The 26,178-nt window shown below is 63.8% G+C and carries 25 protein-coding genes; 6 read left to right on the top strand and 19 right to left on the bottom strand.

Features of this window, described 5'->3' with window-relative positions:
• Positions 1–37: 37 nt before the first annotated feature.
• A complete protein-coding gene (locus ACNQP3_RS18385; protein ID WP_060493999.1) occupies positions 38–394 on the top strand; it encodes a VOC family protein in 357 nt (118 codons plus the stop codon).
• Positions 394–1,014 carry a TetR/AcrR family transcriptional regulator gene (locus ACNQP3_RS18380; protein ID WP_012273243.1) on the top strand — a complete coding sequence of 207 codons (621 nt, stop codon included), beginning with the start codon at positions 394–396 and terminating at the stop codon, positions 1,012–1,014. Before ACNQP3_RS18385 ends, ACNQP3_RS18380 begins: the two co-directional genes overlap by 1 nt.
• 175 nt (positions 1,015–1,189) lie before the next feature.
• On the opposite strand, the gene preA is transcribed toward ACNQP3_RS18380, so the two are convergent.
• The 3 genes from preA to hydA form a co-directional block, all read right to left on the bottom strand.
• Positions 1,190–2,464 carry an NAD-dependent dihydropyrimidine dehydrogenase subunit PreA gene (preA, locus tag ACNQP3_RS18375; RefSeq protein WP_012273242.1) on the bottom strand — a complete coding sequence of 425 codons (1,275 nt, stop codon included), beginning with the start codon at positions 2,462–2,464 and terminating at the stop codon, positions 1,190–1,192.
• Complete coding sequence (locus ACNQP3_RS18370) at positions 2,465–3,832, bottom strand: NAD(P)-dependent oxidoreductase (RefSeq protein ID WP_012273241.1); 1,368 nt, start codon at positions 3,830–3,832, stop codon at positions 2,465–2,467.
• A gap of 83 nt (positions 3,833–3,915) precedes the next feature.
• A complete protein-coding gene (hydA, locus tag ACNQP3_RS18365) occupies positions 3,916–5,355 on the bottom strand; it encodes a dihydropyrimidinase (RefSeq protein ID WP_012273240.1) in 1,440 nt (479 codons plus the stop codon).
• 343 nt (positions 5,356–5,698) lie between these two features.
• Between hydA and ACNQP3_RS18360 the strand changes: the two genes are divergently transcribed.
• Both ACNQP3_RS18360 and ACNQP3_RS18355 read left to right on the top strand, forming a co-directional pair.
• Positions 5,699–7,216 carry an NCS1 family nucleobase:cation symporter-1 gene (locus ACNQP3_RS18360; protein ID WP_012273239.1) on the top strand — a complete coding sequence of 506 codons (1,518 nt, stop codon included), beginning with the start codon at positions 5,699–5,701 and terminating at the stop codon, positions 7,214–7,216.
• A gap of 11 nt (positions 7,217–7,227) precedes the next feature.
• Positions 7,228–8,511 carry a Zn-dependent hydrolase gene (locus ACNQP3_RS18355; RefSeq protein ID WP_012273238.1) on the top strand — a complete coding sequence of 428 codons (1,284 nt, stop codon included), beginning with the start codon at positions 7,228–7,230 and terminating at the stop codon, positions 8,509–8,511.
• A gap of 18 nt (positions 8,512–8,529) precedes the next feature.
• On the opposite strand, the gene ACNQP3_RS18350 is transcribed toward ACNQP3_RS18355, so the two are convergent.
• From ACNQP3_RS18350 to nhaB, 6 genes are all read right to left on the bottom strand, one after another.
• The gene (locus ACNQP3_RS18350; RefSeq protein ID WP_069942649.1) at positions 8,530–9,069 is read right to left on the bottom strand and encodes an AAA family ATPase; all 540 of its coding nucleotides are present in this window, start codon (positions 9,067–9,069) and stop codon (positions 8,530–8,532) included.
• 36 nt (positions 9,070–9,105) lie between these two features.
• Complete coding sequence (locus ACNQP3_RS18345) at positions 9,106–10,065, bottom strand: ribonuclease Z (RefSeq protein ID WP_012273236.1); 960 nt, start codon at positions 10,063–10,065, stop codon at positions 9,106–9,108.
• A 17-nt stretch (positions 10,066–10,082) separates the two neighbouring features.
• The gene (locus ACNQP3_RS18340; protein ID WP_177335375.1) at positions 10,083–10,529 is read right to left on the bottom strand and encodes an NUDIX hydrolase; all 447 of its coding nucleotides are present in this window, start codon (positions 10,527–10,529) and stop codon (positions 10,083–10,085) included.
• A gap of 84 nt (positions 10,530–10,613) precedes the next feature.
• Positions 10,614–11,159: a lipocalin family protein gene (locus ACNQP3_RS18335; protein WP_012273234.1), complete on the bottom strand. Its 546-nt coding sequence runs from the start codon at positions 11,157–11,159 to the stop codon at positions 10,614–10,616.
• 78 nt (positions 11,160–11,237) lie between these two features.
• Entirely contained in the window at positions 11,238–11,855 is a 618-nt protein-coding gene (locus tag ACNQP3_RS18330) for a dihydrofolate reductase family protein (protein WP_069942319.1), read from the bottom strand.
• 130 nt (positions 11,856–11,985) lie between these two features.
• On the bottom strand, positions 11,986–13,488 hold the full coding sequence (gene nhaB, locus ACNQP3_RS18325; protein ID WP_012273232.1) for a sodium/proton antiporter NhaB: 1,503 nt from the start codon (positions 13,486–13,488) through the stop codon (positions 11,986–11,988).
• A 150-nt stretch (positions 13,489–13,638) separates the two neighbouring features.
• Between nhaB and ACNQP3_RS18320 the strand changes: the two genes are divergently transcribed.
• Both ACNQP3_RS18320 and nudC read left to right on the top strand, forming a co-directional pair.
• Positions 13,639–14,451 (top strand): crotonase/enoyl-CoA hydratase family protein, encoded by an 813-nt coding sequence (locus ACNQP3_RS18320; RefSeq protein WP_264316324.1) that lies wholly within the window; start codon positions 13,639–13,641, stop codon positions 14,449–14,451.
• A gap of 37 nt (positions 14,452–14,488) precedes the next feature.
• Complete coding sequence (gene nudC, locus ACNQP3_RS18315) at positions 14,489–15,319, top strand: NAD(+) diphosphatase (RefSeq protein WP_264316323.1); 831 nt, start codon at positions 14,489–14,491, stop codon at positions 15,317–15,319.
• On the opposite strand, the gene ACNQP3_RS18310 is transcribed toward nudC, so the two are convergent.
• The 10 genes from ACNQP3_RS18310 to ACNQP3_RS18265 all read right to left on the bottom strand — a co-directional run bounded on the left by ACNQP3_RS18310 (position 15,287) and on the right by ACNQP3_RS18265 (position 26,089).
• Complete coding sequence (locus ACNQP3_RS18310) at positions 15,287–16,066, bottom strand: TSUP family transporter (protein ID WP_012273229.1); 780 nt, start codon at positions 16,064–16,066, stop codon at positions 15,287–15,289. The genes nudC and ACNQP3_RS18310 overlap by 33 nt on opposite strands.
• A 140-nt stretch (positions 16,067–16,206) precedes the next feature.
• A complete protein-coding gene (locus tag ACNQP3_RS18305; RefSeq protein WP_069942322.1) occupies positions 16,207–17,037 on the bottom strand; it encodes an alpha/beta fold hydrolase in 831 nt (276 codons plus the stop codon).
• 81 nt (positions 17,038–17,118) lie between these two features.
• Complete coding sequence (locus ACNQP3_RS18300) at positions 17,119–18,408, bottom strand: NAD(P)/FAD-dependent oxidoreductase (protein ID WP_264316322.1); 1,290 nt, start codon at positions 18,406–18,408, stop codon at positions 17,119–17,121.
• A gap of 77 nt (positions 18,409–18,485) precedes the next feature.
• Positions 18,486–20,444, bottom strand: coding sequence for a DNA topoisomerase III (locus ACNQP3_RS18295; protein WP_012273226.1), 1,959 nt, complete (start codon positions 20,442–20,444; stop codon positions 18,486–18,488).
• Positions 20,445–20,612: 168 nt separating this feature from the next.
• On the bottom strand, positions 20,613–21,041 hold the full coding sequence (locus ACNQP3_RS18290; RefSeq protein ID WP_012273225.1) for a GNAT family N-acetyltransferase: 429 nt from the start codon (positions 21,039–21,041) through the stop codon (positions 20,613–20,615).
• Entirely contained in the window at positions 21,034–22,200 is a 1,167-nt protein-coding gene (locus tag ACNQP3_RS18285) for a cupin domain-containing protein (protein WP_012273224.1), read from the bottom strand. Before ACNQP3_RS18285 ends, ACNQP3_RS18290 begins: the two co-directional genes overlap by 8 nt.
• 81 nt (positions 22,201–22,281) lie before the next feature.
• Entirely contained in the window at positions 22,282–23,652 is a 1,371-nt protein-coding gene (gene purB, locus ACNQP3_RS18280; protein ID WP_041166755.1) for an adenylosuccinate lyase, read from the bottom strand.
• A 189-nt stretch (positions 23,653–23,841) separates the two neighbouring features.
• Positions 23,842–24,468, bottom strand: coding sequence for a high frequency lysogenization protein HflD (gene hflD / locus ACNQP3_RS18275; RefSeq protein WP_012273222.1), 627 nt, complete (start codon positions 24,466–24,468; stop codon positions 23,842–23,844).
• Positions 24,465–25,589 carry a tRNA 2-thiouridine(34) synthase MnmA gene (mnmA, locus tag ACNQP3_RS18270; RefSeq protein WP_012273221.1) on the bottom strand — a complete coding sequence of 375 codons (1,125 nt, stop codon included), beginning with the start codon at positions 25,587–25,589 and terminating at the stop codon, positions 24,465–24,467. Before mnmA ends, hflD begins: the two co-directional genes overlap by 4 nt.
• A 59-nt stretch (positions 25,590–25,648) precedes the next feature.
• Positions 25,649–26,089: an NUDIX hydrolase gene (locus ACNQP3_RS18265; protein WP_264316321.1), complete on the bottom strand. Its 441-nt coding sequence runs from the start codon at positions 26,087–26,089 to the stop codon at positions 25,649–25,651.
• Positions 26,090–26,178 lie beyond the last annotated feature (89 nt).

The following is a 26,178-nucleotide window of genomic DNA, read 5'->3' as shown; positions in this document are numbered from 1 at the left end:
AGTAGACTAGGCCAAACCCCTTCGGCACGGAGCACACATGGGCATTCGCGGTACGGATCGGCAGATCGACAACATCGAGTTCAATGTCAGCGACATCGCACGTAGCAAGGCCTTTTATGGCAGCGTGTTCGGCTGGGTCTTCGCCGACTACGGGCCAACATACACCGAGTTCAGCGACGGCCGCCTTACGGGTGGTTTCACCACGGGTGAGCCGGTGCGCCCGGGCGGGCCGTTGGTGATTTTGTACGCCGATGACCTTGACGCCACGCAGCAACGGGTCGAAGCGGCCGGGGCGAAAATCAGCCGGGCGACCTTTGCCTTCCCTGGCGGGCGGCGTTTTCATTTCATCGACCCGGACGGTTACGAACTGGCCGTGTGGACGGCCCAAGCCTGATGGCCAACCACAAGATCGAAATTCGCCGACGCAACATCGAGAAAATCCTGCAGGCGGCGGAGAAGGTGTTCGCTGAGAAGGGCTACGGCGCCACCTCCATGGGCGATATCGCCGAGCAGGCGGAGCTGCCGCGCTCCAACCTGCATTATTACTTCAGCACCAAGGACGAGCTTTTCCGCGCGGTTTTGCAGGACCTGCTGGATGTTTGGAAGCAGGATGCACTGTGCTTCGAGAACTTCGACGACCCACGCGTGGTGCTGACCAGCTACATCCGGGCGAAGATGGGCCATTCGCGTTCGCGGCCGCTGGGCTCGAAGATCTGGGCCGAAGAGATGCTGCACGGGGCGCCGGTGCTGGGGGTGAACCTGGATGACAGCCTTGTGCCTTGGGCCAAGTTGAAAGAAGCCAAGATCCGCCGCTGGGTGGAGGAGGGGCGCATCCTGCCGGTGGAGCCGTCGGCGCTGTTGTACATGATCTGGGCCTCTACCCAGCACTATGCCGACTTTGGCTACCAGGTGCAGTTGCTCAACGGCGGCGAGGTGCTGTCGGACATGGCGTTCGAGAGTGCGGTGCAGACGGTGACCAGCGTGATCTTGCGGGGGATTGGGCTACAGCCGTGAACCGCTGTTGCGGGCTGGCTCGGTCCTTTGTGGGGGCGGCCTTGTGTCGCGAAAGGGCCGCTAAGCGGCCCCCGGATTTCTGCATCGTTGCGAAGATTGCTGGGGCCGCTCTGCGGCCCTTTCGCAACACAAGGCCGCTCCTACACGGGGGTAGTCGGTGCGGTAGCAGCTTGCTTCAACTGGCCTCGCGGTAGGGGTTGCGTGGGTCCTGCGTCCAGTTCAGGTATGGCTTGCCGGTATCCTGCGCCTCCATCTCGATGCAGTTTTCAACCGGGCAGGTGATTTGGCACAGGTTGCAGCCCACGCATTCCTCTTCGATCACGTTGTACGCATGGGTACCGTCAGCCTTGAGCGTGCTGGCAATCGCCTGGTGCGAGGTATCCTCACACGCAATGTGGCAGCGCCCACAGCCGATACAGGCCTCCTGGTCGATATGCGCCACCGACTTGTAGTTGATGTCCAGGTACTTCCAGTCGGTGGTGTGCCCTACCGCCTGGCCACGGAACGCCTCGATATTGGCGTGCCCATGCTGGTCCATCCAGCGTGCCAGGCCGTCCTTCATGTCCTCGACAATACGGAAACCATGCAGCATCGCCGCCGTGCAGACCTGCACGGCGCCACTGCCCAAGGCCATGAATTCCGCTGCATCACGCCAGTTGCCGATACCGCCGATGCCACAAATCGGCAAGCCACGGGTGTCTGGGTCGCGGGCGATTTCTGCCACCATGTTCAGGGCAATCGGCTTCACGGCCGAGCCGCAGTAACCGCCATGGGTGCTCTGGTCACCGACGATGGGGTGGGCCACCATGCGGTCCAGGTCGACGCTGGTAATGGAGTTGATGGTGTTGATCAACGACACCGCATCGGCCCCACCACGGTGGGCGGCGCGGGCCGACTGGCGGATGTCGGTGATGTTCGGCGTGAGCTTCACGATCACGGGCAACGCGCAGTAGGTTTTGCACCAGCGGGTGACCATTTCCACGTATTCCGGCACTTGGCCTACCGCCGCGCCCATGCCGCGCTCCGGCATGCCGTGCGGGCAGCCGAAGTTCAGCTCGATGCCATCAGCCCCGGTGGCTTCCACCAGCGGCAGGATGAATTTCCACGACTCCTCCACGCAGGGCACCATCAGCGAGACGATCAACGCCCGGTCGGGCCAGTCCTTCTTCACCTGGGTGATTTCGCGCAGGTTGATGTCCAGCGAGCGGTCGGTGATCAGCTCGATGTTGTTGATGCCTTGCACCATGCGGTTGGCGCCGTAGTGCGCCGAATAGCGCGACGACACGTTGACCGCCGCCGGGTCTTCCCCCAGTGTTTTCCAGACCACGCCGCCCCAGCCGGCCTCGAAGGCGCGGACCACGTTGTAGGCCTTGTCGGTTGGCGGTGCGGAGGCCAGCCAGAACGGGTTGGGTGCCTTGATGCCGGCGAATACGATAGACAAGTCGGCCATTTACGCTGCCTCCACGTTGAGCATGAGTTGGGCATGGATGGCTTCGGCGGCCAGCTTGCCGTGTTGCACCGCCTGGACGGTGAGGTCCTGGCCCAGCGCGGTGCAGTCGCCGCCTGCGTACACGCCCGGCAGGCTGGTTTGCATCGTTTCATCAACGCGGATACGTTCGCCGTCGCGGGCCAGTTGTGCGGCCACCGGGTCGCCAAGGCTGGCCTCGTCGAAGCGCTGGCCGATAGCTTTGAAGATGGCGTCGGCGGCCAACTCGAAGGTTTCGCCGGTGTCGCGCAGGCGGCCGTCCGCCAGTTCGGTGCGGGCAAAGCGCATGCCGCGCACCTTGCCGGCGTCATCGAGCAGCACAGCATCAGGGCGGGCCCAGGTGTGCAGGCGCACCTGGTTGGCCTTGGCGATGTCCTGCTCGTGGCCGGTGGCACCCATGTCGGCGTGGCCACGGCGGTACACCAGGTTGACGTCGCGGGCACCCAGGCGGCTCATTTGCACGGCCATGTCGATGGCGGTGTTGCCGGCACCGATCACCAGGCAGCGGTCGGCCAATGGCAGCTGGCTCAGGTCATCGGCCTGGCGCAACTCGCGGATGTATTCGGTGGCGGCGAGCACGCCGGGGGCTTCTTCATCGGGAAGCCCCAGCTGGCGCACGGCATTCAGGCCAAGGCCCAGGAACACTGCGTCGTACTGGTCGCGCAGTTCACCCAGGCTGAGGTTGCCGCCCAGGCGCTGGCCATGGCGAACTTCAATACCGCCAATGCCCAGCAGGAACTCCACTTCGCGCTGGGCGTAGTCATCCACCAGCTTGTAGCGGGCGATGCCGTACTCGTTGAGGCCGCCGGCCTTGTCGCTGGCCTCGAACACCACCACGTCATGCCCGTGCATCGCCAGCCGGTGGGCGCAGGACAGCCCGGCAGGGCCGGCGCCAACCACGGCAATGCGCTTGCCAGTGGCGGGCGAGCGCTTGAACGGGTGTTCGCTGAATTGGGCGTTGTCCAGCGCGTAGCGCTGCAACTGGCCGATCAGCACCGGTGCGCATTCCTGGGCGTTGTTGCGCACGCAGGCTTGCTGGCAAAGGATTTCGGTGGGGCACACGCGGGCGCAGCTGCCGCCGAGGATGTTGGCCGAAAGAATGCGCTCGGCGGCGCCTTGCAGGTTTTCGTCGCTGATGCGGTGGATGAACGAGGGGATGTCGATGTCGCTGGGGCACGCGTTGACGCAGGGGGCGTCGTAGCAGTACAGGCAGCGTGCACTTTCGACGGCGGCCTGGCGGGCGGTGAGGGGTGGGGCCAGGTCGCTGAAGCGCTCGGCCAACTGGTCGGCGCCGGCCCGGGGGCGCGGCAAATGGTTCAGGGCGTCGATCACGGGTGTAGCCTCTCTATTTTTTATGGGGCAGGCGACAGGTAATGCGATGGGTTTTGGGGCCGCTGCGCAGCAGCCCCAATGGCTTAGCGCTGAACGGGCGTCGGCCGCTGCTGTTCGGCCCTGCGCCCCAGCACCTCATACACCGACGGATACGCCGGCCGTTCCACATACCGCCCTGCGCCGGCTTCGGCGCGCAGGTCACCGTCGGCCCAGAGCACCTTGCCCTGGCTAATGGTGTGGCTGGGGATGCCGCGCACGGTGCGGCCTTCGAAGATGTTGAAGTCCACCCGCTGGTGGTGGGTTTGGGCGGAGATGGTGCGGGTGCCCTCTGGGTCCCACAGCACCAGGTCGGCATCGGCACCCACGCGGATGGCGCCCTTGCGCGGGAACAGGTTGAAGATTTTCGCCGTGTTGGTGGAGGTGAGTGCGACGAACTCGTGCATCGACAGGCGCCCGCTGTTGACCCCGGCATCCCACAGCACCGCCATGCGGTCTTCGATACCGGCGGTGCCGTTGGGGATGCGGCTGAAGTCGTCGCGCCCCATGGCTTTCTGCTCGGCGCAGAAGCAGCAGTGGTCGGTGGCGGTGGTGTGCAGGTTGCCCGATTGCAGGCCGCGCCACAGCGCCTCCTGATGCTCGCGTGGGCGGAACGGCGGGCTCATCACATAACCGGCGGCGGTGGCCCAGTCCGGGTCACGGTAAACGCTGTCGTCCAGTAGCAGGTGGCCAGGCAAGACTTCGCCGTAAACCGGCTGGCCCTTGGCGCGCGCATAGGTGATTTCATCCAGCGCTTCACGGCTGGAAATATGCACCACATACAGCGGTGTACCAATCGTTTCGGCAATGCGGATGGCGCGGCTGGCCGCTTCACCTTCCACTTGCGAAGGGCGCGAAAGGGGATGTGCCTCTGGCCCGGTCAGGCCCTGGGCCAGCAGCTTTTTCTGCAGGTGGTACACCAGCTCGCCGTTCTCGGCATGCACGGTGGGCACCGCGCCCAGTTGCAGGCAGCGCTCGAAGCTGGCCACCAGGGTGTCGTCGGCGGCCATGATCGCATTCTTGTAGGCCATGAAATGCTTGAAGCTGTTCACCCCATGCTGGGTCACCAGCTCGCCCATCTCTTCGGCCACCTGCTCGCTCCACCAGGTGATGGCGACGTGGAAGCCGTAGTCGCTGGCGCTTTTCTGCGCCCAGCCGCGCCAGGTGTGGAAGGCCTCAAGCAAGGATTGCTGCGGGTTGGGGATGACGAAGTCGATGATCGATGTGGTGCCGCCGGCCAGGCCCGCAGCGGTGCCGCTGAAGAAGTCCTCGCTGGCCACGGTGCCCATGAACGGCAACTGCATATGGGTGTGCGGGTCGATGCCGCCGGGCATCAGGTACTGGCCGCTGCCATCGAGAATCTCGCAGTCGGTGGGCGGTTCGAGGTTTTGCCCGATGGCGCGAATCAGGCCATCGGCACACAGGACATCGGCGGGGTAACTCTCTTCGTGGGTAACCACGGTGGCGCCACGGATCAACAGGGACATGCCGTTTTCCTCGCAGGCTGACCGGTCTTGGCCGGTTCTTGGAATTGTCTTGGGTGCAGGCAGGCAGGGCGGTTAATCCTGTCAGTCCTGACAAGATTCGAGGCTAGATGCTGATCTGGAAATCAGCAAGAAAATTTTCCCATTAAATTTGTGGTCTTTAACTATTTGATATTTAACATTTATTTTTTAATGACCTGCTGACTGCGGGGCTTTCAGAGGTTTTTGACTTACTTGACAAGATGGAATTCTGGTCAAGATTTCTAAGCACCAATGCGCGTGTGTACTCCGGCCATCGAATTAGCCCGATGAGCAAACAACTACAAGAAAATCTGGAGAAGGCCCCATGCAACAGAGCAGATCGGAAGTGGTCGAGCAAAATGGCCTGTTCGAGCTGTCCGAGGGTAGCGATGTCCTCGACAGCCCGCGCTACAACCACGACATCGCACCGACCAAGGTGCATCAGCGCACCTGGAACAAATGGCACATCACCGCCCTGTGGGTAGGCATGTCCATCTGCGTACCCACCTACACCTTGGGCGGCGTGCTCACCGCCTACTTTGGCCTCAGTGTCGGCGAAGCGTTGCTGGCAATCCTGCTGGCCAACGTGATCGTGCTGATACCGCTTACCCTCAACGCCTTCCCCGGTACCAAGTACGGCATACCGTTCCCGGTGTTGCTGCGCTCGTCGTTCGGCATCCTGGGCTCCAACGTACCGTGCCTGATTCGCGCGGTAGTCGCCTGTGGTTGGTTCGGTATCCAGACCCTGTTCGGCGGGCTGGCCATTCACCTGTTCCTCGGCTCGGTGTTCGACGGCTGGAAGGCCCTGGAGGGCACCGGTGAGGTGATTGGCTTCATGATTTTCTGGTGCCTGAACCTGTGGGTGGTACTGCGCGGCGCCGAGTCGATCAAGTGGCTGGAAACCCTCTCGGCACCGCTGCTGGTGGCGGTGGGCGTCGGCCTGCTGTTCTGGGCCTTGCCGCACATGTCGATGACCGAACTGCTGGCGCAGCCGCCCAAGCGCCCCGAAGGGGCGAGCGTGGTCAGCTACTTCTGCGCCGGGCTTACCGCCATGGTCGGCTTCTGGGCCACGTTGTCGCTGAACATTCCCGATTTCAGCCGCTACGCCCGCAGCCAGAAGGACCAGATTCTTGGGCAGATCTTCGGCTTGCCGCTGACCATGTTCCTGTTCGCTTCGCTAGGTGTGGTGCTGACCGCCGCCTCGGCGTCGCTGGTGGGCGAAACGGTGTCCGACCCGGTCAGCCTGATCGGCAAGATCCACAGCCCGTTCTGGGTGGCCCTGGCCATGGCGCTGATCGTGATCGCCACGCTGTCGACGAACACGGCGGCGAACATCGTGTCGCCGACCAACGACTTCCAGAACATCGCCCCTCGGCTGATCGGGCGCAGCCGCGCGGTATGGCTGACTGGCTTCATCGGCCTGGCCTTGATGGGCCATGAGCTGCTGAAGAAGCTGGGGTTGATCGTCTCCGACCTGAGCCTTGAGAGCGTGTATTCCAACTGGCTGCTGGGCTATTCCAGCCTGCTGGGGCCGATTGCCGGGATCATGGTGGTGGACTACTTCCTGATCCGCCGGCAGCAGTTGGACCTGGCTGGGCTGTACCGCGACGACGTGTACCCGGCGTGGAACTGGGCCGGGTTTGCCGCCTTCGCCTTGCCGGTGGGGCTGACGGTGTTGGCAATTGGCAACAGCAGTTTCAGCTGGTTCTACGACTACGGCTGGTTTACCGGCTCGCTGCTGGGTGGGGCGCTGTACTACGTCTTCGCCGGCCTGGCGGCACGCAACCCAGTGGGAGCGGGCTTGCCCGCGAAGAGGCCCGCACCAACAACAAAAAAAGCCTGAAGGAGATACCCGTGACCCCCGTCAAAGAGATCCTGAAGACCACCGCCCAGCACGTCGACAGCAACCGGCTGTGGCAATCGCTGATGGACCTGGCGCGCCTCGGTGCCACCGCCAAGGGCGGCGTCTGCCGCCTGGCCTTGACCGACCTCGACCGCCAGGCTCGAGACCTGTTCGTGCAGTGGAGCGAGGCCGCTGGTTGCACGGTCAGTATCGACGCGGTCGGCAACATCTTCGCCCGCCGCCCTGGGCGTAACCCCAAGCTGCCACCGGTGATGACCGGCAGCCATATCGACACCCAACCCACCGGCGGCAAGTTCGATGGCTGCTTCGGGGTGATGGCCGGGCTGGAGGTGATCCGCACCCTCAACGACCTGGGCGTGGAAACCGAAGCACCGCTGGAAGTGGTGGTGTGGACCAACGAGGAGGGTTCACGTTTTGCGCCCTGCATGATGGGTTCAGGCGTGTTCGCCGGCAAGTTCACCCTTGCGGACACCCTGGCCAAGCGCGATGCCCAGGGTGTCAGCGTTGGCGAAGCGTTGAACGCCATTGGCTACGCTGGCCCGCGTGCGGTGCTGGGCCACCCGGTGGGGGCGTATTTCGAAGCGCATATCGAGCAGGGGCCGATTCTGGAGGATCAGGCCAAGACCATCGGCGTGGTCCTTGGCGCCCTGGGCCAGAAGTGGTTCGACCTGACCCTGCGCGGCGTCGAAGCCCACGCCGGCCCAACGCCCATGCACCTGCGCAAGGACGCCCTGGTAGGCGCTGCCGCCGTGGTGGAGGCGGTCAACCGCACCGCCCTTGGCCACCAACCGCATGCCTGTGGCACGGTAGGTTGTCTGCAGGCGTACCCAGGGTCGCGTAACGTGATCCCGGGCGAAGTGCGCATGACGCTGGACTTCCGTCACCTCGAAGGCGAGCAGCTGAATGCGATGATTGCCGAGGTACGCGCGGTGATCGAAGCGACCTGCGCCAAGCATGGCCTGAGCCATGAGCTGGTGCCCACGGCCGACTTCCCGGCGCTGTACTTTGACAAAGGCTGCGTCGATGCCGTGCGCGAATCGGCCAAGGCCTTGGGCCTGCCGCTTATGGACATCGTCAGCGGTGCGGGGCATGACGCGATCTTCCTGGCCGAGCTGGGGCCGGCGGGGATGATCTTCGTGCCGTGCGAAAACGGCATCAGCCATAACGAGATCGAGAACGCCACGCCTGGTGACCTGGCAGCGGGATGTGCGGTGTTGCTGCGGGCGATGCTGGCGGCGTCGGAGGCGATTGCCAGCGGGCGGTTGGCGGCATAGCACCTCGGGCGAACGTCTCTACTGGGCGCGCGCTGTTGATACAGGCTGTCTGAGGTCTGCCAGCAGCGCCTCAATCTGTCGCCTACCTTGCACATGCACCACCGGCACCTGCGGCCCGACAGCCTGGCGCATCGCCTCGATCCCAGGCCGATAGCCCCGATCGAATGTCCACACAAACTTGAGAAACTCCAGAAACGCCCGGTCCAGCCGCTCGCTGCAACCAGCAGGCAGGTCCGGGCGTGGCTTGTTCAGCACACTGCGCAGGATCACCCTTTTCAGGCACGTCAGCCGTGGCGTATCCAGCCAGATGACCAGGTCGGCCCGGGGCAAGCGCAGGTCGAATGTGCGGCGAGCATAGTTGCCCTCACATACCCAGGTTTCCCCGGCAACCGCTTCGCGCACGCGGGCGCGGAACGTCTTGGCATCTGCCTCCACCCAACCGGCCTCCCAGAACAGCGTGTCGAGGTGCACCACGGGCGCCCCCAACCGTGCGCCAATCTGCCGGGCCAGGGTGGATTTACCACTGCCGGCGTTGCCCAGTATCACGATGCGTTGCATGGCCAAGTCCTTTTGGAAAAAACCGGCCATGCTAAATCATCCGACCGGCTCAAGACAGCCATCACGGCCAAGGTGATAGCGCTGCAGGTCCTGCGCCAGGGTCAGCTGCCCGCTGTAATGGGCGAGGGCCTCGTCGCGCACGTTGTCGATGTTGGGGCTACGCCTTGGGTCGCTTTGGTAACGGGCGCTGAAATGCGTCAGTACCAGGTTGCGCACACCAGCGCCCTCGGCAAAGCGCGCCACTGCAGCGGCGGTGCTGTGGCCGAACGTGACCCCGGTGCGTTCGACCACCGCCTGGGTGAACGTGGCCTCATGCACCAGTACGTCCGCACCCTTGGCGACGTCGGCCAGCAGCTCGGGGTTGTCGTTGTCCCCGCACACGATCACCCGCCGTGGCGGGCGTGACGGGCGCAGGTAGTCGTGACCGTCCAGCAACTGCCCGTCATGCTGCACCGTCAGGCCTTTGGCCAGTTCGCCCCACAGCGGGCCACGGGGGATACCTTCGGCTTGCAGCCGCTGGGTGTCCAGGCGGGGTTCGGGGTTGAGTTCAGTGAACACGAAGCCCACGCTGGGCACCCGGTGCGACAGTTGCACGGTGGTCACCTGCAGGGCCTCGTTGCGCCATTCGGCCAGTTCCTCCACGGCCAACAAGCGCAACTCGAATGGCAGGAACGTGTCGCTGGCCACCAGGCCCTGGCGTACCCAGTCGTGCAGCGCGACGGGCAGAATCAGCTCCAGCGGCTGGGTGCGCCCGCTCATGCCAGCGCTGGCCAGCAGGCCGGGCAGGCCAAAGCAATGGTCGCCATGCACGTGGGTGATGAAGATTGCACGCAGGTCGCGGATCGACAGTGGCGTATGCAACAGCCGGTGCTGGGTGCCTTCGCCGCAATCGACCAGGTACCAGTGGCTGCCGTTGGTTTCGATCACGGCCGTGGCGCTGACATTGCGTGCCTTGGTCGGCACCCCGGCGGAGGTGCCGAGGAACAGCAGGTCCATGGTTCAGGTTCCCTTTTTCAGCTCAACAGCGACAGGTCGCGCAGCAGGGCCTGCAGCCCTTGTGGCACCAGCGGGCCAATGCGTGCGAAGTCGGCGCTGTCGCACCAGCGCGCACGGAACGGGCTGCTGTCGGACTCCTGGCCGTCAAGCCAGTCTTGCTGGTACAGGCTGGCATCATCGAAGCGCGCGTCATACACCTGCACGATCTCATGCCCTGGCTTGCCGGCATAGGTGAACAGGCTTTCCAGGGTGCCGAGCAGTTTTACCGCGCTGATCGGCTGGCCCAGTTCCTCGGTGATTTCCCGGGCGATGGCGTCGCGGCCCAGCTCACCGAACTCGATACCGCCACCCAGCGGGCGGCACAGGGTCTGCCCACTGGACGGGTCGTCGAACACGTTGACGAGGATCTTGCCCTGATGGTGGAACACACACAGGGCAAGAAAGCGGATGCGCGGTGTTGGCAGCGGTTGGGGCGTCACGGGCTCGTTCCTTCGAGGCGATAAAGGGCGCACACCATAGCCCGATTGCCGCCTGCCGTCGACGGCCTGCTAGTCGCCCTGGCGCCAGATGAGCTTGCTGGTGTCATAGCCTTGCTCGCGAGCGATCGTCAACAGTTGCTCGCGCTGTTGGTCGGTGACCGCCGGCGTGCGCGAAAGCAACCACAGGTACTCACGGTTGGGGTGCCCGACCAGCGCCACGCGGTAGTCTTTGTCGTGGTACAGCACCCAGTACTCGCCCTTGGTCAGGCCCGGTGCCAGGCGGCTGAACCAGTTGTCGAAGCGTACCCACAGCTTGTCGGTGCTGCCCGGTTGCTGGGCCTCGGCGATGCCCTTGGCTTCATTCCATTGGCCGTCCTTTTCCTTGCAGCGGTTGGTTACGTCGATGCGGCCATCGGTACGCAGGCCATAGTGCGCCTCGGACTGCACGCAGTTACGCTGGAAGAACATGGGCAGCCGTGCCAGTTCGTACCAGGTGCCCTGATAGCGTTGCAGGTCCACCTGCTGGGTGCGCGGCGGTGCCGGGTGATCGTTGCCAGCGCAGCCGAGCAGGGCCAGGGTCATGCAGGAAAGCAGCAGCGTGGTACGTAGCGCCATGGTGAACCTCCTTGAGGCGGATGGGGGCTTACCTGTGTTTCGATGCGGGCGCGGGGCAAAAGTTGTACGCGTTTACCTTTATTCGAATGAGCCGGTCTGCACTTGACCTGCGCGCACGTAGCGGGCGATGACCACGCCCTTGGGTGAGACCACCCAGTGCTGCAGGGTGAAAGCCGCCGCTGCCGCATCATTGCCGAACAGGCGTTTACCGTGGCCTAGCAGCAAGGGGTGGATCAACAATTGCAGTTCATCGACCAGGTCGGCCGCCAGCAGTTGCTGCACAAGGTCGGCGCTGCCCTGGGTCAGCAGGTTGGCGCCGTCTTGCTGTTTAAGTGCGCTTACCGCTGCGGCTACGTCCCCGCCAAGCGGGTGGCTGTTGTGCCACTCGAGGGTAGCAGGGGTGTGGGTGGCTACGTGCTTGGGTACGCTGTTGAACAGGTTGGCGATGGAGAAGTCTTGCGAGTCGTCTTTTATTTTTGGCCAGTAGCCAGCAAAGATGTCATACGTGCGCCGGCCGAGCAGCAACTCGAAGGGCTGGCTGAACAATGCCTGCATGGCCTGGCCGAAGACTTCTTCGGCGTAGGGCACGATCCAGCCGCCGTAACTGAAACCGCCGCTGGTGTCCTCTTGCGGGCCACCGGGGGCTTGCATGACGCCGTCGAGGCTGATGAAGGCGGCTACGATGAGTTTGCGCATGGGGACTCTCCGGTTGGCAGCCTGGGGGTGGCGGCCTTCATGGGTAGTCGAATGGCAAAAGGCAAAATCGACAGGGTTGACCTGTGCCGGCCCCTTTCACGGGCTCACCCGCGAAAGGGCCGTTACAAACTCACAGCCAGTAGGTCACTGCCCACCATCCCAGCCCACCCATCACTACGGTATAGGGCAACGCCATCCACACCATTCGGCCATACGACAGCCGGATCAACGGCGCAATCGCCGAGGTCAGCAGAAACAGAAACGCCGCCTGCCCGTTAGGCGTCGCCACGCTGGGCAGGTTGGTGCCGGTGTTGATCGCCACCGCCAGCGTTTCGAAATGCTCGCGGCTCATGCCGCCATTGAGAAATGCCTGTTTCACTTCGGTGATATAGATAGTGGCGACGAACACGTTGTCGCTTATCGCCGACAGCAAACCGTTGGCCAGGTACAGCATGCCCGGTTGCTGCTCGGTCGGCAGAGTCAGCACCCAGCTGATCAAGGGGCTGAACAGTTGCTGCTGGTGAATTACTGCGACCACGGCGAAAAACACCACCAGCAGCGAAGTGAACGGCATGGCGTCCTGGAAGGCACGGCCCAGGCGGTGTTCGTCGGTGATACCGGTAAAGGCCGTGATCAGCACGATCACCATCAGGCCAATCAGGCCGACCTCGGCCACATGCAGCCCCAGGCAGATGATCAGGATCAGCGCAGCGAGCCCTTGCACCCACAGTGCGATGCGTTGCGCCTGAGTGCGCGCGGCGTCGTCTTCGGCCGCATAGGCGGCCAGCACCTGGCGTACCGGCTCGGGCATCAACGTGCCATAGCCGAACAGGCGCAGCTTTTCCAGCAGCACGCAGGTCAGCAGGCCGGCACCCAGCACCGGCAGCGACACGGGGGCCACCTTGAAGAAGAAATCGGCGAAGTGCCAACCCATTTCGTGGCCGATCAGCAGGTTCTGCGGCTCGCCCACCAACGTGCAAACCCCGCCCAGGGCGGTGCCCACCGCGCCATGCATCAGCAGGCTGCGCAGGAAGGCGCGGAACTGGTCGAGGTCTTCGCGGTGCAGCTGGGCGACCTGCTGGTCGCTGTCCAGTGCACTGTCTTCACGCGGATTGGCCCCGGACGCGACGCGGTGGTACACCGCATAGAAGCCGACGGCGGCGCTGATGATTACCGCCGTCACGGTCAGCGCATCGAGAAACGCCGAAAGAAACGCCGACAGCACGCAGAACAGCAGCGACAGGATTGCCTTCGAGCGCACCCCAAGCAGGATGCGCGAGAACAGGAACAGCAGCAGCTCCTTCATGAAGTGAATGCCGGCCACCATGAACATGAGCAGCAGAATCACCGGGAAGTTGTGTTGCAGTTCCTCGTACAACGCCTGTGGTGTGGTCATTTGCAGCAGCAGGGCTTCGACCAGCAACAGGCCGCCGGGCATCAACGGGTAGCACTTCAGCGCCATGCCCAAGGTGAAGATGAACTCGAGCACCAGCGCCCAGCCGGCCGCAACCGGGCCTACGGTTACCAGCAGCAGCGGGTTGAGCACCAGGAACAGGCAGATAATCGCCTTGTACCAAAGCGGCGACTGGCCCAGAAAGCCATGGGCGAGGGCGCCGGTCAGGGAGCGTGACATGAATATGTATCCTTATAATTCGGCGATGGCGCACGGTGCCGTATCAGCACGACTTAGGCAAGTCGCGCAGTCCCGCTTTTGGCACAAGTGCGGTCATCGGGCTGGGTTAACATCCGGGCCATGAACCTTTCACCCGCAGGAGTGCCGCCCGTGACCGAGTACAGTGCATTCAAGGTCGAACTGACCGACAACATCGCCCACGTTCAGATCAACCGCCCGGAAAAGGTCAACGCGATGAACGCGGCCTTCTGGGATGAGATCGTCGAAATCTTCCAGTGGATCGACGACACCGATGCCGTGCGCGCCGTGGTAGTCAGCGGTGCCGGCAAGCACTTCTCTGCCGGTATCGACCTGATGATGCTGGCGTCCCTGGCCGGGCAGATGGGCAAGGACGTGGGCCGCAATGCGCGTTTCCTGCGCAAGACCATCCAGCGCCTGCAGGCCTCGTTCACTGCCGTGGACAAGTGCCGCAAGCCAGTACTGGCCGTCGTGCAGGGCTATTGCATCGGCGGCGCTATCGACCTTGTCTCGGCCTGCGACATGCGTTACTGCAGCGTTGATGCGCAGTTTTCGATCAAGGAAATCGACATGGGCATGGCGGCCGATGTCGGTACACTGCAACGTTTGCCACGTATCATCGGCGACGGCATGATGCGTGAGCTGGCCTTCACCGGGCGCAATGTGGCGGCCGACGAGGCGCTGCGCATAGGCCTGGTCAACCGGGTTTATGATGATCAGGCCGCACTGATGGACGGTGTCTTTGCCATCGCCCGCGAAATTGCCGCAAAATCGCCAATCGCCGTGGCCGGCACCAAGGAAATGCTCAGCTACATGCGTGACCATCGCATCGACGATGGCCTGGACTACATCGCCACCTGGAACGCCGCGATGCTGCAATCCGAAGACTTGCGCGTGGCCGTGGCGGCGCACATGAGCAAACAAAAACCGACGTTCGCCGACTGATCGGGCCGGGGGACGCGCAGTAAAGGAACCCCCCGACATGTCAGCACGCTGGACTACCGCAGTACTCGACCCGCAAATCACCGGGGGGCTGGCCGTGGCCCGCAGCCCGGACGGGTTTCTGGTGGACGCCAACGACGCGCTGTTCCCCCGCGACTGGCTCAAGCGCCAGGACCTCAATGTGCTGTGCGAGCACGGCATCGGCCATTTTGACGGCCAGCCGGTGTTCCTGCTGGAACTGTGCAGCGCCACCGATGTACCCGGCTGCAGCTGGCGCGGCCTTCGCGCCTTCATGCTCGAAGGCGACTTCGACACCTACAAGGTGCTGGGCTACGCCGCGCAAATCGGCACCTGGGCCCGCGAGCACCGCTTCTGCGGCAGCTGCGGCCAGGCCATGACGCAAATTCGCTGGGAGCGGGCAATGTATTGCCAGCCCTGCGACCTGCGCAGCTACCCGCGCATCTCGCCGAGCATGATCGTTTTGGTGACCCGTGGCGATGAAATCCTGCTGGCGCGTTCGCCACGCTTCGTCACCGGGGTGTACAGCACCTTGGCAGGTTTTGCAGAGCCGGGTGAATCGGCCGAGGACTGCCTGGTGCGTGAAGTGCGAGAAGAAGTGGCGGTTGAGGTGCAGAATATTCAGTACGTCGGCAGCCAATGCTGGCCGTTCCCGCATTCGATGATGCTCGGCTTCCATGCTGAGTACGCTGGTGGCGATATCGTCATGCAACCGGACGAGATCGAGGACGCCCAGTGGTTCAGCGTTCACGACCTGCCGCCGCTGCCGGCCGGGCGCTCCATTGCCCGGTATCTGATCGACCTCTACGTGGCGCGCCGCTTAGGCCTGCCCGAACCAGTGCTGCCACGCTAGGCGAACGGTCAACGCCAGTACCACGGTGATGAACACAGGGCGGATGAATTTGCTGCCGCCACTGATCGCCGTGCGTGCGCCGAAGAAGGCGCCGACCATCACCGACAGGCCCATGCACAGGCCGACGATGTAGTCCACCTGCCCGGAAATGATGAACACCGTCAGCGCCGCGATGTTGCTGACGAAGTTCATGCTGCGCGCCACGCCGCTGGCGCGGACCAGGTCGATGGGGTACAGCAGCAGGGTGCTGACCGTCCAGAACGCCCCGGTACCCGGGCCGGCCACGCCGTCGTAGAAGCCCAGGGTGAAGCCTTGCGGCACTTGCCACTTCTTCTTGATGGGGGCATCGGCATCCAGCGGCGCCTTGGGCGTGCCACCGAACAGCAGGTAGATGCCACAGGCGAAGACGATGACCGGCAGCATCTTGTTCAGCCATTCGGCGGGCATGTAGTGGGCGATGACCGCGCCGAGCAGTGCCCCGATCAAGGTGGCGAACAAGGCAGGGCGCCACTGCGCCGGGTGGAAGAGTTTGCGCTTGTAGTAGGTGAAACCGGCGGTGGCCGAGCCGAAGGTGGAGCTGAGCTTGTTGGTGCCCAGTACCAGGTGCGGCGGCATGCCGGCGGTGAGCAGGGCCGGGGTGGTGAGCAGGCCGCCGCCACCGGCGATAGCATCGATGAAACCGGCGACGAAGGCGACCAGGGCCAGTATCAGCAGAGTTAGGGGTTCTACGGTGAGTTCGAAGGGCATGGGTTTTGACAGGCAGAGAGGCAAGGGGCGGCAAAGAGCCGCACTAGAAGGGGGACATGGTAATCCTCGGGTGAATGTGTTGCCAGTGCCGGCCTCTTCGCGGGTAAGCCCGCGAAGAGGCCGGTGTAGACGCAACTACATCAACTACGGATAAATGCCAGTAAATCCGCGTTGATCACATCGGCATGGGTAGTCGGCATGCCATGCGGGTAGCCCTTGTAGATTTTCAGCGTGCCATTGGGCAGTAACTTGGCCGACAGCACCCCGGCGTTTTCATACGGCACGATCTGGTCATCGTCGCCATGCATCACCAGCACAGGCTGCTCGATACCCTTCAGGTCCTCCGTGAAGTCGGTCTGGGAAAATGCCACGATGCCGTCGTAATGGGCCTTGGCGCTACCGATCATGCCCTGGCGCCACCAGTTGCCGATGATACCTTCGCTGGCTTCGACACCGGGGCGGTTGTAGCCGTAGAACGGCCCGGCTGGAACATCCCGGTAGAACTGCGCCCGGTTGCTGGCCACCTGGGCCTGGAAACCGTCGAACACCGCCTTGGGCAGGCCGCCTGGGTTGCCGGGCGTTTGCACCATCAGTGGCGGTACGGCAGCGATCAGCACGGCTTTGGCCACCTTGTCTTCCGGGTGTCGGGCTATGTAACGCACCACCTCGCCACCCCCGGTCGAGTGGCCGACATGCACAGCGCCCTGAGTGCCCAGGTGGGCGACCACGGCGGCCACATCGTCGGCGTAGTGGTCCATGTCGTGCCCGTCCCATACCTGGCTGGAGCGGCCATGGCCACGCCGGTCGTGGGCGACCACGCGGTAACCTTGGGCGAGGAAGAACAGCATTTGCGCGTCCCAGTCATCGGCACTGAGCGGCCAGCCATGGTGGAAGTGGATGACCGGGGCATCGCGCGGGCCCCAGTCCTTGTAGAAAATCTGTACGCCATCCTTCGTGGTCACATAGCTCACGGTCGGGTCTCCTGTGTGCAGGCACCTAAGGGAGCTATTGAGAATAGGAGAGATTTCAGCGTAGCAAGCGCCCGGCCGTCTTCAGACGCGATCGCGCATTCTGTACCAGGCCTTGGCGGCAGCTTCCAGTGGTGCTGCCAGCAGATCGCCGCCGGGGAACCGGCCGTTGTCGATCCCTTGGTACAGCGTCAGCAGGTCGTCGTCACCGAGGATGGCGTCGCTCACGGCCCGTGCTGCAGCCAGGGTCGGCAGCACGCCGTGGCCGGAGAAGCCCTGCAGCCAGTAGCGCTGGCCTTCGCGGCCGACGTCCGGGGTGCGCTGGATGCTGCAGTCGATATGGCCGCCCCAGGCATAGTCGATGGCTACCCCGGCCAGTTGCGGGAACACCCGCTCCAGGTAGGGGCGGGTGGCGCTGGCGACGTCCTTGGGAATGCCCCCCAGATAAGTGCAGCCACCGCCGAACAGCAGCCGGTGGTCTGGGGTGAGGCGGAAGTAGTCGGGCACGAACTGGTTGTCGATCACGCAGCTGTTGCGCGGCAGCAGCGAACGGGCCAAGTCGGCGTCCAGCGGCGCGGTAGCTACCTGGTAGGAGCCAACGGGCAACAGGCGCCTCGACAGACCACGATCGAGGCGGTCGATGTAGGCGTTGCAGGCCAGCACCAACATCTGGGCGCGTACTTCGCCGTGGTCGGTACGGGCGACAAAGCCGTCGCCAGCCTGGTGGTAACTGAGCACCTGGCTTTGCTCGTAGATGCGCCCGCCAGCAGCCTCGAGGGTGCTGGCCAGGCCTTGCGCCAGTTTCAGCGGGTTGAGGTGTGCCCCTTTGGCGTCGTACAGCGCGGCCTGGTAGCGCGGGCTGTCGACCCATTGCGGCAGCTCGTCACGGCCGATCAGGCGCAGGGCGTCGTAGCCCCACTTGTGTTCGGCCTCGTGCAGGGCTTCTTCAAGTATTTTCACTCGGCGCGGCATGACAGCAGTCCACAGGCTGCCCAGCCGGTAGTCGATATCGAAGCCGTGGCGCTGGGGCAGTTCGCGCATTTCGTCGGCGGCCCAGCACATGCTGGCCCACAACCGTTGGGTACGTTCGATGCCCAGGGCTTTTTCCAGCGGCGGCATGTCGCACGACCAACCCAACAGCGCCTGGCCCCCGTTGCGCCCGGAGGCAGCCCAGGCAACCCGGCTGGCTTCCAGCAATGTGACGCGCTTGCCGGCCTGAGTCAGGCGCAGGGCAGTGTGCAGGCCGCTGAAGCCGGCGCCGATGATGAGTACGTCGGTGTCGTGGGTGCCTTGCAGGGTAGGGCGTAATGGGATGTTGGCGGGGTAGGTCTGGGCGTAGTAGCTGGCGACGTGCTGAGCGGACTGTTTGAACATGCCGGGCTTCCATGAAATTTATTGTGGTTATTTTCATGAAAACTTAGCATGTAAATTTCATGGTGCCAATGTGACGGTCAGGTTGAAGCCTTTTTCCGAGGCTGCCGCGGCTTGCTGGCGGTAGCCTTGCTTCCAGCCGCTTTGCTTTTTCCGCCACCGCGACGCTTCTTTTTCCAGGGAGGCGCCGCCCCGGCCGCCGGCCCGCTGATTGTCATGCGCATGCCACTGCACCGCTCGACCAGCTTGCCCATCCACGTTGATTGCCTGGCGACGAACTCTTCCAGGGTCATCTCGCCGCTTTGCACCATGTCCAGCGCCTGCTCCCAGATTGCCGTGGTGCCTGGGTCGGCAATGGCGCGCGGCACGGCGTCGATCAGGCTGAAGGCTGCTGGCGTGGCCGCCAATGCCTTGCCGTTCTTCACCAGGTAACCACGGTCGAGCAGGCCCTGGATAATACTGGCGCGGGTGGCCTCGGTGCCGATGCCGGTGGTTTCCTTGAGCTTCTGTTTCAGTCGTGGATCGTCCACCAGCTTGGCCACGTTCTTCATCGCCTTGATCAGGTCGCCTTCGGTGAACGGCTTGGGCGGCTGGGTCCACAGGTCTTTCAGCTGCAGGCCATGCACTGTGCAGTCCTGGCCTTCGCACAGCGCTGGCAGCACCTGGGCCGGTGGGGCTTCGCGACCCTTGGCTGGCGTCAGCGCTTCGGGCAGGGCACGGCGCCAACCCGGTTCGACAATTTGCTTGCCCACCGCGCGCAGGGCATGGCCAGCGCAGTCGAAGTCGGCCTGGGTACGATCGTACTCATGGTTGGGCAGGAACTGCGCCAGGTAACGGGCGCGGATCAGGGTATACACCGCCTTGTGCTTGGCCGGCAGGCGCGACGGGTCACTGGCGGCGGCAGTGGGGATTATGCCGTGGTGGGCGCTGACCTTGGCGTCGTTCCAGGCCCGTGAGCGGCGTTGCGGCTCGAGGTAGGGTTGCAGCGGCGTGAGGCTGGCATCGGCTCGCTGCAGTGCAGCGAGGATCGCGGGTGCCTCGGCATGCTGGCTTTGCGGCAAGTAGCCGCAATCGCTGCGCGGGTAGGTGATCAGTTTGTGGGTTTCGTACAGGGCCTGGGCAATGTCGAGGGTTTCCTGGGCGCCCAGGCCGAATTTTTTCGAGCACAGCTCCTGCAGGGTGCCGAGGTCGAAGGGCAGCGGCGCGGCTTCGCGGACGCGCTCGGTGGCTACCTTGACGGCCCGGGCAGTGGCGGCATTGCCGATGTCGGTGGCGGCCTGTTGTGCCAGGTCCTGCTTCAGGCAGCGACCCTGGTCGTCGCAGGCGTCTTCGGGGGCGCGCCATTGGGCATTGAAGCGCTGAGCGGCGTGTTCCAGTTGCACCTCGATGGCCCAGAACGGCACCGGCACGAAATCGGCGATGCTGCGGTCGCGGTCGACCACCAGGCGCAAGGTAGGTGTTTGTACCCGGCCCACCGGCAGCACGCCCTGGTAGCCGGATTGGCGGCCCAGCAGGGTGAACAGCCGGCTCATGTTCATGCCGATCAGCCAGTCGGCGCGCGAGCGACCTAGCGCCGAATGGTACAGGTTGAACGTTTCATGGCCCGGCAGCAGGCGCGCCAAGGCCTTGCGGATGGAGGCGTCATCCAGCGCCGACAGCCACAGGCGCTGCACCGGGCCACGGTAGCGGCAATGCTCGACCAGCTCGCGGGCGATCATTTCGCCTTCGCGGTCGGCGTCGGTGGCGATCACCAGCTCCCGTGCTTCGCCGAGCAGGCGCTTGACCGCCTTGAACTGGCTGGCAGTCTTGGGCTTGACCAGCATCTTCCACTTGTCGGGAATGATCGGCAGGTCGGCCAGGTTCCAGCGCTTGTAGCGTTCGTCATAGCTGTCGGGCGGGGCGGTTTCCAGCAGGTGGCCGATGCACCAGGTGACGCAGACGTCGGTGCCTTGCCAGCAGCCGTCGCCTTTGCGGTTGGCGCCGAGCACTTTGGCGATGTCTTTTGCCTGGGAGGGTTTTTCGCAGAGGAACAGGCGCATGGCCGGGGACGCTTTATCGGGGCTGATAGGCCCTAGGATGCGCAAGCAGGGGCGCGGAGGCAAGTTTTATCTGGATGGATGTACAGGTTTTTTGTCAGCAAGGATATACATGACGTGTACCGGCCTCTTCGCAGGCTTGCCCGCGAAGAGGCCGGTACACGTCATGAATCAGACGCGCGAGTCGCGCACCATGTCCACATGCGGGATGCCGGCTTCGAGAAACTCTTCGCTGACTACGCGAAAGCCCAACCGCTCGTAGAACGGTGTGGCGTGTACCTGGGCGCTGAGCATCTGCTGCTTCAGGTCGCGGTTCTGCGCTTCGTCGATAACCGCATTCATCAGCGCGTCACCCACCTTCAGCCCGCGCCAGTCCTTCAGCACCGATACCCGGCCAATGGTGCCGTCAGGCAGCAGGCGGGCAGTACCGATCGGGTAGTCGCCTTCCTGGGCCAGGAAGTGCGCTGCGGTCGGGTCATCCGAGTCCCACTCCAGCTCTGGTGGCACGTGCTGCTCGGCAATGAACACCGCTTCCCGGATACGGCGAATGTCGGCGTTGTCTTTCTGCCAGTCGGCGAGGCGAACGCTGATCTTATTCATTGGCGAATCCCAGACTTCCCTGTTTGACCAACTGCTGTACCAGCATAAGGCCATCTTCGTCTTGCAGCCAGTCTGCCAGGTTGTCGATGTGCAGGGCGTCGGCCGCGCATACCAGCTTCAGCAGCTCGCGCAATTTGCCCGGCAGTGGGCAGCTGCGGCCGCTGGCGAACAGCAACAGGTCGTCTTCGAATTCCGACCAGGCCAGGCGTGCGCTCGGGTTGCGGATCAGGATGGCGCCTTGTTCAAGGGCGTCGATCAGCTCTTCCTCGCTCAGCTCTTCGCCGACGATCTGCTCCGGGTAGCGCGGCTCGGTCATGAATTGGCCGAACCAGGTCAGCAACAGGTCCTTGTCGCCCATGTGCTTGTCGAGCAGCGCCTTGAGGCGGTCGAGCGCGTCGTGCTGGATCTGGTGCGGGTCGCTGGCTGGCTGGGCGTCAGCGTCGCTGTAGCGCTCTTCGTCGGGCAGGAACTGGCCCAGGAAGTCGGTGAAGTGGGTCAGCACTTCGGCGGCGCTAGGTGCGCGGAAGCCTACCGAGTAGGTCAGGCAGTCGTCCACGGCCACGCCGTAGTGGGCCAGGCGCGGTGGCAGGTAGAGCATGTCGCCGGGTTCCAGGGTCCACTCTTCGCTCTGCTCGAACTCGGCCAGGATACGCAGGTCGGCGTGCTCCAGCAGCGGGCTGTCGCTGCTGCACATCTGGCCGATCTTCCAGTTGCGCTGGCCGTGGCCCTGCAGCAGGAACACGTCGTAGTTGTCGAAGTGCGGGCCGACGCTGCCACCGGGGGCGGCGAAGCTGATCATCACGTCATCAATGCGCCAGCTGGGCAGGAAGCGGAAGTTTTCCAGTAGCTCGGCCACTTCCGGGACGAACTGGTCCACGGCCTGTACCAGCAGGGTCCAGTCCTTTTCCGGCAGCTCGGCGAAGGTGTCTTCGTTGAACGGGCCGCGACGCAGTTCCCATGGGTGGGCGCCGTGCTCCAGCACGATGCGCGACTCGACTTCGTCTTCAAGGGCCAGGCCGGCCAGTTCGTCGGGGTCGATGGGGCTGATGAAGTCCGGGAAGGCCTGGCGCACCAGCAGCGGCTTCTTCTGCCAGTAGTCGCGCATGAATTCGCGGGCCGAGATGCCGCCGAGCAGCTGCAGTGGAGTATCAGGATTCATGTTCAACCTATTGAAAAAACGTAATTTTCGTCCGGGAATAAAAACGCCCGGCCAGGCCGGGCGTTGTACGCGACGGTCAGCTTAGATGCGTTTGGCCTGGGCTGCCGCGTTACCGATGTAGGTAGCGGGGGTCAGCAGCTTGAGCTCGGCCTTGGCGTCGGCTGGCATGTCCAGGCCGTCGATGAAGGTCAGCAGCGCTTCAGGGGTGATGCCCTTGCCACGGGTCAGCTCTTTGAGCTTCTCGTAGGGGTTTTCGATGTTGAAGCGGCGCATCACGGTCTGGATCGGCTCGGCCAACACTTCCCAGCAGGCGTCCAGGTCGGCGGCGATGCGGGCTTCGTTGACTTCCAGCTTGCCGATGCCCTTCAGGCTGGCTTCATAGGCGATGACGCTGTGGGCAAAGCCCACGCCCAGGTTGCGCAGCACGGTGGAGTCGGTCAGGTCACGCTGCCAGCGCGAGATCGGCAGCTTGCTGGCCAGGTGCTGGAACAGCGCGTTGGCGATACCCAGGTTGCCTTCGGAGTTTTCGAAGTCGATCGGGTTGACCTTGTGCGGCATGGTCGACGAGCCGATTTCGCCGGCAACGGTCTTCTGCTTGAAGTAGCCCAGCGAGATGTAGCCCCACACGTCACGGTCGAAGTCGATCAGGATGGTGTTGAAGCGGGCAATGGCGTCGAACAACTCGGCGATGTAGTCGTGCGGCTCGATCTGGGTGGTGTACGGGTTGAACTGCAGGCCCAGCTCGTCTTCGATGAAGGCGCGGGCGTTTTCTTCCCAGTCGATTTGCGAGTAGGCGGACAGGTGGGCGTTGTAGTTGCCCACGGCGCCGTTGATCTTGCCCAGCAGCGGCACGGCGGCAACCTGGGCGATCTGGCGCTCCAGGCGGTACACGACGTTGGCCAGCTCTTTGCCCAGGGTGGTCGGCGAAGCCGGCTGGCCGTGGGTGCGCGACAGCATCGGCACATCGGCGTGGGCGTGGGCCAGGGCGCGGATGGCGTCGGCGATCTGGCGCATCAGCGGCAGCAGCACGTCGTCACGGCCGGCGCGCAGCATCAGGGCGTGGGACAGGTTGTTGATGTCCTCGCTGGTGCAGGCGAAGTGGATGAATTCGCTGACTTTGGCCAGCTCAGGCAGCTTGGCGGCCTGCTCCTTGAGGAGGTATTCGATCGCCTTGACGTCGTGGTTGGTGGTGCGCTCGATTTCCTTCACGCGCTCGGCGTGTTCCAGCTTGAAATCGCTGGCCAGGTTGTCCAGCAGGGCGGTGGCTTCGGCGGAGAACGCCGGCACTTCGCCGATCTGCGGGTGGGCGGCCAGGCGCTGCAGCCAGCGCACTTCGACCAGGGCGCGGAAACGGATCAGGCCGAATTCGCTGAAGATGGGGCGCAAGGCCTGGGTTTTGCCGGCATAACGGCCGTCTACAGGGGAAACCGCAGTGAGCGAAGAAAGCTGCATGGGGTGTTCTCGGACAGTCAGGCTTTTGGAAGGGCGCATATCATACATGAAAAATGCCTGTAGGAGCGGCCTTGCGTCGCGAAAGGGTCGCGCAGCGGCCCCGGCAACCTATGCTGGGGCGGCGATTCTGGGGCTGCTGCGCAGCCCTTTCGCGACGCAAGGCCGCTCCTACAAGTCCGGCGTTTTTCTTCAGGACGGTGTGCGCATCATATCGTACAGTTCGTTCAGCAACTTGCGACGGCTGAACACCAACTGCCAGCGGTGTCCACCCAGCTGGCGCCACAGGCGCGCGGCACGGATGCCGGCCAGCAGCAGGGCGCGAATCTTCGACGCGTTGCTGGCCTGCTGCAGGAAACGCATGTCGCCGTGCACCTGGATGCGCTGGCGCAAGGTGCTAAGCGTGTCCTGGTACAAGGCTCCGCTGGAAGCGATGACGTTTTCGTGAACCAGGCCGAAATGCTCGGCCTGCGACTGGATTTGCGGCAGGCGATTGCCGATGGTGTCAAGCAGGTCGCCACGTTTGTTCAGTTGGCGCTCCAGGCCCAGCATCGACAGGGCGTAGCGCAGTGGCTCGCGCTGCAGGCTGCTGGGGTCACGCTCCAGGGCGCCGACCAGCGCGCGGTAGCCGTCGCGCAGGTTCAGGTCGTCACCGCCGAACACCTCCAGGGTGTCCTTGGGGTCACGTACCAGCAGGCTGCCCAGCATGCAGCCGATATTGGCCTCGCTGGCCTGGCCGGTGCGGGCAATGCGGTCGACCAGCACAGCGGCCTGAAATACGCCGCCCAGGGCAATCAATTGCTCCTGCAGGTTGCTCATGCGCGCGGGCTCCACGGCTCGGCGGCTTCGATTACACCACCGCCCAGGCACACTTCGCCGTCGTAGAACACCACCGACTGGCCTGGGGTGACGGCGCGCTGTGGCTCGTCGAACACGGCGCGGTAGCCGGTTTCGGTCAGTTCGAGGGTGCACTGCTGGTCGCTCTGGCGGTAACGCACCTTGGCGGTGAGCTGGCGCGGGCTGCTGAGGTCGATCGGGTTCACCCAGAAAATCTCCGAAGCCAGCAGGGCGCGGGAGAACAGCCATGGGTGTTCGTTGCCTTGGCCAACCACCAGCACATTGCGGGTCAGGTCCTTGTGCAACACGTACCACGGCTCGTCACCGGCATCCTTCAGGCCGCCAATGCCCAGGCCCTGCCGCTGGCCGATGGTGTGGTACATCAGGCCGTGGTGGCGGCCGATCACTTCACCTTCGGTGGTTTCGATGTCACCCGGCTGAGCTGGCAGGTACTGCTTGAGGAAATCGCTGAAACGACGCTCGCCAATGAAGCAGATGCCGGTGGAGTCCTTTTTCTTGGCGGTGGCCAGGCCGTGTTTTTCGGCGATGGCGCGCACTTCGGGTTTTTCCAGCTCGCCGACCGGGAATAGGGTGCGGGCAATTTCCTTGCCGCCAACGGCGTGCAGGAAGTAGCTCTGGTCCTTGTTCGGGTCCAGGCCCTTGAGCAGTTCGGTGAGGTCGCCAGTGTCGCGGCGGCGCACGTAGTGGCCGGTGGCGATCAGGTCGGCACCCAGCGACAGGGCGTAGTCGAGAAACGCCTTGAACTTGATTTCGCGGTTGCAGAGGATGTCCGGGTTGGGCGTGCGGCCGGCCTTGTATTCTTCAAGGAAGTGCTCGAACACGTTGTCCCAGTATTCGGCGGCGAAGTTGGCGGTGTGCAGCTTGATGCCGATGCGGTCGCACACGGCCTGGGCGTCGGCCAGGTCTTCACGGGCGGTGCAGTATTCGGTGCCGTCGTCTTCTTCCCAGTTCTTCATGAACAGCCCTTCCACCTGGTAGCCCTGCTCGATGAGCAGAAGGGCGGAGACGGAAGAGTCCACGCCGCCGGACATGCCGACGATGACGCGGGTCTTGGCGGGGTCTTTGAGTGCTGGGCTGGTCATGGGTACCGGTGTAGATCAAGGGGGAAAAACGCCGATTCTATCAAACCCGTGGCGCCGCGTCAGTCGCGCAGCAGCTCAAGGCTATGCAGCGGGCCGTTCAAATAGTCGTCGAGGCAGCGCGGCACCAGCTCGCTGCGCCAGCGGGCGGGGTCGGCCAGCAGCTCGTCGCGGGTCAGCCATACGGCGCGGACGATGTCACTGTCCAGGGCGAGGTCTTCGTGGTGGCGCACAGGGCGGGCGGCGAAGCAGATGCGCTGGTAGGTCACGCCGTTGCTGGGGGCGGTGTACAGGTAGATGCCGACAACGCCGGTGAGCTCGACTTCCCAGGCAGTTTCTTCCAGGGTTTCGCGCAGGGCGGCCTGGGGCAGGGTCTCAAAGGGTTCGAGGTGGCCGGCGGGTTGGTTGAAGACGTGCTGGTTGGCTTTGAGCTCCTCGACGAAAAGGAACTTGCCTTCGTGTTCGACGATGGTAGCGACGGTGATGTGGGGTTGCCAGGACATGAGTATTTCCTAGGGTTGGCGCGGGTCCTGTAGGAGCGGCCTTGTGTCGCGATGGGCCGCAAAGCGGCCCCGACGATATCCGCTGCGAA

The organism is Pseudomonas sp. LFS074 (assembly GCF_047978165.1).
Taxonomy (GTDB): domain Bacteria; phylum Pseudomonadota; class Gammaproteobacteria; order Pseudomonadales; family Pseudomonadaceae; genus Aquipseudomonas; species Aquipseudomonas putida_P.
Note: the sequence above shows the minus strand (reverse complement) of the source record. Positions and strands in the feature narration are given on the sequence as shown.

Excerpts from the sequence above, each read along its gene's own strand:
- ACNQP3_RS18295 (WP_012273226.1), bottom strand. The coding sequence starts at position 20,444 with ATGCGCCTGTTCCTCTGCGAAAAACCCTCCCAGGCAAAAGACATCGCC.
- ACNQP3_RS18310 (WP_012273229.1), bottom strand. The coding sequence starts at position 16,066 with ATGCCCTTCGAACTCACCGTAGAACCCCTAACTCTGCTGATACTGGCC.
- ACNQP3_RS18335 (WP_012273234.1), bottom strand. The coding sequence starts at position 11,159 with ATGGCGCTACGTACCACGCTGCTGCTTTCCTGCATGACCCTGGCCCTG.
- hydA (WP_012273240.1), bottom strand. The coding sequence starts at position 5,355 with ATGTCCCTGTTGATCCGTGGCGCCACCGTGGTTACCCACGAAGAGAGT.
- nhaB (WP_012273232.1), bottom strand. The coding sequence starts at position 13,488 with ATGTCACGCTCCCTGACCGGCGCCCTCGCCCATGGCTTTCTGGGCCAG.
- ACNQP3_RS18385 (WP_060493999.1), top strand. The coding sequence starts at position 38 with ATGGGCATTCGCGGTACGGATCGGCAGATCGACAACATCGAGTTCAAT.
- ACNQP3_RS18290 (WP_012273225.1), bottom strand. The coding sequence starts at position 21,041 with ATGAATAAGATCAGCGTTCGCCTCGCCGACTGGCAGAAAGACAACGCC.
- ACNQP3_RS18285 (WP_012273224.1), bottom strand. The coding sequence starts at position 22,200 with ATGAATCCTGATACTCCACTGCAGCTGCTCGGCGGCATCTCGGCCCGC.
- ACNQP3_RS18345 (WP_012273236.1), bottom strand. The coding sequence starts at position 10,065 with ATGGACCTGCTGTTCCTCGGCACCTCCGCCGGGGTGCCGACCAAGGCA.
- ACNQP3_RS18380 (WP_012273243.1), top strand. The coding sequence starts at position 394 with ATGGCCAACCACAAGATCGAAATTCGCCGACGCAACATCGAGAAAATC.
- ACNQP3_RS18360 (WP_012273239.1), top strand. The coding sequence starts at position 5,699 with ATGCAACAGAGCAGATCGGAAGTGGTCGAGCAAAATGGCCTGTTCGAG.
- nudC (WP_264316323.1), top strand. The coding sequence starts at position 14,489 with ATGTCAGCACGCTGGACTACCGCAGTACTCGACCCGCAAATCACCGGG.
- ACNQP3_RS18300 (WP_264316322.1), bottom strand. The coding sequence starts at position 18,408 with ATGTTCAAACAGTCCGCTCAGCACGTCGCCAGCTACTACGCCCAGACC.
- mnmA (WP_012273221.1), bottom strand. The coding sequence starts at position 25,589 with ATGACCAGCCCAGCACTCAAAGACCCCGCCAAGACCCGCGTCATCGTC.
- purB (WP_041166755.1), bottom strand. The coding sequence starts at position 23,652 with ATGCAGCTTTCTTCGCTCACTGCGGTTTCCCCTGTAGACGGCCGTTAT.
- ACNQP3_RS18350 (WP_069942649.1), bottom strand. The coding sequence starts at position 9,069 with ATGCAACGCATCGTGATACTGGGCAACGCCGGCAGTGGTAAATCCACC.
- ACNQP3_RS18330 (WP_069942319.1), bottom strand. The coding sequence starts at position 11,855 with ATGCGCAAACTCATCGTAGCCGCCTTCATCAGCCTCGACGGCGTCATG.
- hflD (WP_012273222.1), bottom strand. The coding sequence starts at position 24,468 with ATGAGCAACCTGCAGGAGCAATTGATTGCCCTGGGCGGCGTATTTCAG.
- preA (WP_012273242.1), bottom strand. The coding sequence starts at position 2,464 with ATGGCCGACTTGTCTATCGTATTCGCCGGCATCAAGGCACCCAACCCG.
- ACNQP3_RS18265 (WP_264316321.1), bottom strand. The coding sequence starts at position 26,089 with ATGTCCTGGCAACCCCACATCACCGTCGCTACCATCGTCGAACACGAA.